5 protein-coding genes are annotated in these 6013 nt (G+C 65.0%); 2 read left to right on the top strand and 3 right to left on the bottom strand.

All coding sequences use genetic code 11. The features are described 5' to 3' along the window. Positions 1 to 1200, bottom strand: a 1200-nt coding sequence (locus tag CWO91_RS22710) for an SGNH/GDSL hydrolase family protein (protein WP_130216430.1), incomplete at its 3' end; no start/stop codon positions are given. A 171-nt stretch (positions 1201 to 1371) separates the two neighbouring features. After that, positions 1372 to 2757: a lytic murein transglycosylase gene (locus CWO91_RS22705; RefSeq protein ID WP_433995572.1), complete on the bottom strand. Its 1386-nt coding sequence runs from the start codon at positions 2755 to 2757 to the stop codon at positions 1372 to 1374. A 201-nt stretch (positions 2758 to 2958) separates the two neighbouring features. On the opposite strand from CWO91_RS22705, the gene CWO91_RS22700 reads away from it, so the two are divergent. Beyond that, positions 2959 to 3834, top strand: coding sequence for a UTP--glucose-1-phosphate uridylyltransferase (locus CWO91_RS22700; protein ID WP_128936592.1), 876 nt, complete (start codon positions 2959 to 2961; stop codon positions 3832 to 3834). A gap of 170 nt (positions 3835 to 4004) precedes the next feature. Here the strand turns inward: CWO91_RS22700 and CWO91_RS22690 are convergent, their stop codons facing one another. Next, a complete protein-coding gene (locus CWO91_RS22690; protein ID WP_130216426.1) occupies positions 4005 to 5501 on the bottom strand; it encodes a sensor domain-containing diguanylate cyclase in 1497 nt (498 codons plus the stop codon). A gap of 142 nt (positions 5502 to 5643) precedes the next feature. On the opposite strand from CWO91_RS22690, the gene CWO91_RS22685 reads away from it, so the two are divergent. Beyond that, positions 5644 to 5907 (top strand): DUF7662 domain-containing protein, encoded by a 264-nt coding sequence (locus CWO91_RS22685; RefSeq protein WP_165405639.1) that lies wholly within the window; start codon positions 5644 to 5646, stop codon positions 5905 to 5907. Positions 5908 to 6013: the final 106 nt, after the last annotated feature.

Genomic DNA, 6013 nt, shown 5'->3' with positions numbered 1-6013 from the left:
CTTGCCGGGCTCGGCGCTGGTGTCGGGCGTCGCCGGCTCGCTCGGCAGCGCAATCGGGCCGGAGCGGCCCGCGAGCAGGCGCGTGATCTCGCGTTCGACATAGTGCGCGAGCTTGCGCGCGCCGGGTTTTGTGAAATAGACGCCGTCAGAGCTGCGGAGCTGGCGGATCTGGCCTTCGAAGTCAGGACCCTTCTGAAGGAAGCGGCCGGCCTCGTCGACAAAACCGTCCCAGACATCGACATAAGTGATGCCGGCCTTGGCCGCGCCTTCACGATACAGCGAATCCAGGAACAGCATGTCCGCCGTGCCCTTCTGCCCGCGGATGGCGGGTAGCCCGACCCAGAGCACCGGAACGCCCTTGGCCTTGAGGACGTTGGCCAGCTCCTCGATCTTCTTGCCGTAGAGCTCGATCCAGCGCTCGTCGCGGAATTCGTAGAGACCATTCGGATTGCGCGCCGTCTTCTCCGGCGCGGCGGCCGCCGGCGTATCGGCGTTGTCGGCATCATCCTGGGGCAGGTCAGTATCCGCTGCGGGTTTGTCCTCAGGCTTGGCAGCGGTGTCGGGCTTGGCGTCGCCGGGCTTGCCCGGTGGCTTGCTGCGCGCGCCCTTGTCGTTCTTCTTGTCCTTGTCAGAGGCCTTGTCCGACTTGTCGGCCGCAGGCTCGCGGATCGCGATGCGGTCGTTGAGGCCGAGCATCACGACGATGATTTCGGGCTTTTCGGTCTCGAGGATGCCCTTCGCCGCAGCCGCCCAGTCCGAGGGCTCACCCTTCGGCTGGTACTTGATCAGGCCCGAGGTGGTCTTGTGCTTGCGGATCACGCCCATGTCGGGCTGCTCGGTGTAGGCGTCCTCAAGGCCATAGGCGAGCCAGTCGGCCATGGCGTCGCCGATCACCAGCACGTTCTTGTCGGGGATGGTGTCGCGCTTGGCCGGCGCCGGCGCGCGCGAAAAATCCTGGCGCGGTGCCTGCGGCTGTTGCTGCTGGAATGGTGCGAAGAAGTCGCCGCCGAACCAGCCACCTCCACCGCCGCCCCGTTGTGGCGGCGGGGCCGCGCGCTGCGGCGGGCCGCCGAAGCCCGGGAAGTTGAAGAACTGCGCCGAGGCCGGGCCGGCGACCGACACCAGAATCGCAAGCGCCGTCCCCAGCGCGATCAGCGGGCCGGTCTCGGTCAGCGCCTTGAACAGGGACTTCTTCGACATGCGATCTCGGACACGCGCAAGGGACTTGGAAGTGGCTCGGATATAATAACGGAATCAGGCGCCAAACGGGCAGATTCTCTCGTAGATTCTTCCGGCCATACACCGGGGAACAGCCGCCCAGGTCAAGGCCGCCTGCCAAAATCCCTGTTCACGGTTACTTTCGGCGCGGTTTTACCGCTCGCGCAGCCGGTCCAGCACGTCGGACGACGCAAATCCGTCGGCGGGCACCCCGATCGAGGCCTGGAAGTTGCGCAGGGCCTCCCGGGTCTGGCCGCCGAACTGGCCGTCCGGGGTGCCCTTGTAGAAGCCGCGCTGGGCCAGCAGCTGCTGCAGTTCCAGCCGCTCGGTGCGCGACAGCTCCCGCTCCTGGCGCGGCCAGGGCTGCACGAAAGGCGCCCCGCCGCGCAGGCGGTCGGCGAAATGGCCGATCGCGAGCGCATAGGCCTCGGCCGGGTTGTACTTCATGATGACGCGGTAATTCTGCAGCATCAGGAAGCCCGGCCCCTGCGCGCCGGCCGGCGCGAGCAGATAGGCCTTCTCCGCCGGATGCGGGAAGGGCTGATTGTTCGCACGCTTGAGCCCGAGCTTCTCCCACTGCGCGATCGTCATCGCCTTGGCGCGATCGGCCAGCATGTAGTTGAATCCCTCCGGCACAACGACTTCAAAGCCCCAGGTCTGGCCGGCCTGCCAGCCGTCCTTCTTCAGATTGTTGGCGGTGGATGCGATCAGGTCGGTCGGATTGTCGACGACGTCGCGCCGTCCGTCGCCGTCGCCGTCGACGGCAAAGCGCTTGAACGCGGTCGGCATGAACTGGGTCGGGCCGAAGGCGCCGGCCCAGGAGCCGCGCATCTGCTCGGGCCTGAGATCGCCGCGGTTGAGGATCTCCAGCGCGGAGAGGAATTCATCCTTGAAATAGGCCTGGCGACGTCCGATGCAGGCGAGCGTCGCGGTCGATTGCAGCACGCTGCGGTCGCCCATCTGCGTCGAGTAGTTGGACTCGATGCCCCAGATCGAGGCGATGATGTAGCGGTCGACGCCGGTGGCCCTTTCGGTGGCGTCGAACTGCGCCTTGTATGTGGCGAGGATCTCGCGGCCCCTGGCGAGGCGGTTGTCGTTCACGAGAATGTCGAGATAGTCCCAGACCGACTTGGTGAACTCCGGCTGCGAATCCATGAGGTCCATGATGCGCAAATCGGGGCTGAGACCTGCGGTGAAGCGCTGGAAATTCTCCTGCGTGATGCTGCGGCGTGCGGCATCGGGCCACATCGCGGCGACGCAATTGTTGAAATTGCCGGCAGCCTCGCGGATCGCCGCGGCCGTCATCAGCGGATGGCCGGAGGCGCCGTCCTCGCCGCTCCAAGGTTGCGCACCGCCATTGCCGGGCGGGGCTTGCGAGGGGGCGGGATTGGGGCCGGAGAAGATGCCGCCGAACAGATTGGAAAGGCCGTTCTGCGCCTGGGCGTGCGCGCAGGCCGGCAGCAGCAAAGCCGCTGCAATCATCGTCGCGGCGGTCACGGAGCCAACCCGTCCTGCCAGTCGTGCCACTGATTGCATCATGTCCCACCCGTCGGCCTGAAATTCCGCCATCAGGAGGCCTGGTAGGCGTTGCCAATAGCTTAACAAAGGTGAAATTTTGGTGACGGCGTTTTTCTTAACTCTGACGGGGCGAGGCCCCACATCCGCCTTTGTTGGCGGCTGCAAACAGGCTAGCAAGATGACCATTGCTCCGTTCACGTCCTCAGGTATTCGATCGATCCCATGAAAATTCGCAAAGCCGTATTTCCCGTCGCCGGCCTCGGCACCCGCGTCCTGCCCGCCACCAAGGCGATGCCGAAGGAAATGCTGACCATCGTCGACAAGCCGCTGATCCAGTACGTCTATGACGAGGCGAGGGAGGCCGGCATCGAGCACTTCATCTTCGTCACCGGCCGCAACAAGAATGTCATCGAGGATCATTTCGACCGGATGTTCGAGCTCGACGCGACGCTGGCTGCGCGCGGCAAGAAGGGCGAGCAGGAGATCCTGGCGCAGAACCAGCCGGACGCCGGCGCCGTCAGCTTCACCCGCCAGCAGGCGCCGCTCGGCCTCGGTCACGCGGTCTGGTGCGCGCGCGACATCGTCGGCAACGAGCCGTTCGCGGTCGTGCTGCCGGACGAGCTCGTGCTCAACACGCCCGGCTGCCTGAAGCAGATGATCGAGATGGCGGCTTCGCTCGGCGAGAAATCCAATTTGGTCGCGGTCGAGGCGGTGCCCGACCATCTCACCCATCAATACGGCATCTGCGGCGTCGGCAAACGCACCGGCAAGATGTTCGAGGTCGACGGCATGGTCGAGAAGCCGGCCAAGGGCACCGCGCCCTCCAACCTCTCGATCACCGGCCGCTACATCCTCCAGCCGGAGATCTTCAAGATCCTGGAAACCCAGGAGCGCGGCGCCGGCGGCGAAATCCAGCTCACCGACGCCATGATCGGCCTCGCCAGGTCGCAAAAATTCTACGGCGTCGAGTTCGAGGGCGAGCGCCACGATTGCGGCTCCAAGCCCGGCTTCCTCCGCGCCAACATCGCCTACGGCATGAAGCGCCCGGAGCTGCGCGACGGGCTGATCGCCGAGATGAAGAAGTATCTGGGGCAGTAGCTGCTAAACCCTCGGTGTCGTCCCGGCGAAGGCCGGGACCCATAACCACAGTAAGAAGTTTGGCGAAGATTGATCGTTCGGTACGACTGCCGAATGCGACCGATAGATCACGCGGTATGGGTCCCGGCCCCCGTGCGCAATTGCGCACTAGGCCGGGACGACATCGAATCTCACGCCACCAGCGACAGCTGCGGCAGGCTCGCGACCACCGACTGGTTGCGCCCGCCGGCTTTCGCGGCATAGAGCGCCTTGTCGGCGGCGGCGACCAGGATCGACGAGTCCATGCCGGCGGTGGGGACGAGGCTGGCGATGCCGCAGGAGACCGTTGTGCTCGCCTGATCGTCGGACCAGCCCTGCACCTTGAGGCGGATCGTCTCGGCGACCTTGAAGGCATCAGTGACCGAAATGTTCGGCAGCAGCACGGCGAATTCCTCGCCACCATAGCGCGCGGCGCAGTCGCCGGCGCGGCTCACCGAGTCGGAGATGCAGATGGCGATGCCGACCAGCACCTGGTCGCCGGCCTGATGGCCGAACGTGTCGTTGTAGGCCTTGAAGTGATCGGCATCGATCATCAACAGTGCGACCGGCGTCTTCTGGCGCATGGCGCGGCGCCATTCGACGTCGATGACGGAATCGAACTTGCGGCGGTTCTTCAGGCCGGTGAGCGCATCCGTCGTGGCCATCTCCTCGAGCTTGCCCTCGGCCTCGGCGCGCCGGCCGATCTCGCGCGCCAGCACCAGCGTCGAGGCCAGCATGAACAGGATCAGCGCCAGCACCACGGCGCCGATGCGATAGGCTTCCCTCTGCCAGAGCTCGAACACCGCGGTCAGCGGCTTGCCTGCCACCACGAACATCGCACCCGTGCCGGTGCTGCGCACGTAGAGGCGCGGGGTCGGGTCCACCGGACCCTGGCCGGCGTAGGATCCGCCGGCCTTGAGATTGTCGGCCTTCCAGTTCTGGCGCTCGTTCAAATTCCTGCCGATGATTTCGAGATCGAACGGCCGCCGCATCATGATGGTGCGGTCGCGCTTCAGCACGGTGATGGTGTCGTCGCGGTCGAGGTTCAGCCGCTCGAACAATTCGTGGAAATAGCTGAACCGGATCGAGCCGGCGACGACGCCCATGAAGCCGCCGTCGGTATCGCTGATGCGCCGGCTCAGCACGATGGAATAGGCGCCGCGAAACAGCATCGGACGGCTGATGAAGAGCCCGATGTCGGGATTGTCGCGATGAACCCTGAAATAGTCCTCCTCGCTCCTGAGCTCCGGCAGCGGATCGAGCGTGGAGGCGTCGATGGTCAGCCGGCCCTCGGTATCGAACACCTGGATGGCGCCGAAATGCTTGGCGGTTATCGCATGGTCGAACAGGATCAGATGACGGATCGGCTTCGAGACCGTTGCGAGCTCCGGCAGCAACATGCTGCTGGCGACCGCCTTCAGTGACAGGTCGTAGATCTCGATGTTGCGGTTGACGTCGGACTCGATGGTCGTCGCCAAATTCTCCAGCGTCTGGCGGGCGAGCGCCTCCTCGCCGCGGCGCATGTCCAGCATCACGTTGACGCAAATGGCGGAAAAGCCGATCACCGTCACCACCGACGAGATGATCAGCAGCTTCGCCGAAATCCGCCACGGCCGACGGGCCGTGACTTCGCGCCATCCAGACAGCATCGCGTGCTCCCGATCCTAGTGGATGCGCCCGAAAGCTTGAGTAGTGTTTAAGGCAGGACGGCGCCGCCGCGATGAGTTAAGAATCGGTTTATGCGGCGCACGGTTTTAGGCAGCCTCATGTGAGCGGGACGAGAGGACGATTGTGAACGACTACCAGGCGTTGCGCGACTATCTGATGCGGCAGAAGCAGGACGAGTTGGTGCTGAGCTTCGAGCAGATCGAGGAGATCATCGGCGCGGCCCTGCCGCGCGCGGCGCATCGTGCCTCCTGGTGGGACAGCCTGCGCAGCCCCGACATCCAGATGCCGCAACGCGAAGCCTGCCTCGCCGCCGGCTTCGTGGCGACGCGCATGCCGGATGGCCAGAGCGTGCGGTTCAGGAAGCAGAAGAGCGACCGGCGGCGATAGTATCGTAGGGTGGGCAAAGCGAAGCGTGCCCACCACTTCTGTTGCTGTGTTGTAAGCATGGTGGGCACGGCGCAAGTGCGCCTTTGCCCACCCTACGATTCCGGAC

The sequence above is a fragment of the Bradyrhizobium genosp. SA-3 genome, assembly GCF_004212635.1.
Lineage (GTDB): Bacteria > Pseudomonadota > Alphaproteobacteria > Rhizobiales > Xanthobacteraceae > Bradyrhizobium.
This window is presented reverse-complemented; position numbering and strand designations above follow the sequence as displayed.

Excerpts from the sequence above, each read along its gene's own strand:
- CWO91_RS22690 (WP_130216426.1), bottom strand. The coding sequence starts at position 5,501 with ATGCTGTCTGGATGGCGCGAAGTCACGGCCCGTCGGCCGTGGCGGATT.
- CWO91_RS22700 (WP_128936592.1), top strand. The coding sequence starts at position 2,959 with ATGAAAATTCGCAAAGCCGTATTTCCCGTCGCCGGCCTCGGCACCCGC.
- CWO91_RS22705 (WP_433995572.1), bottom strand. The coding sequence starts at position 2,757 with ATGATGCAATCAGTGGCACGACTGGCAGGACGGGTTGGCTCCGTGACC.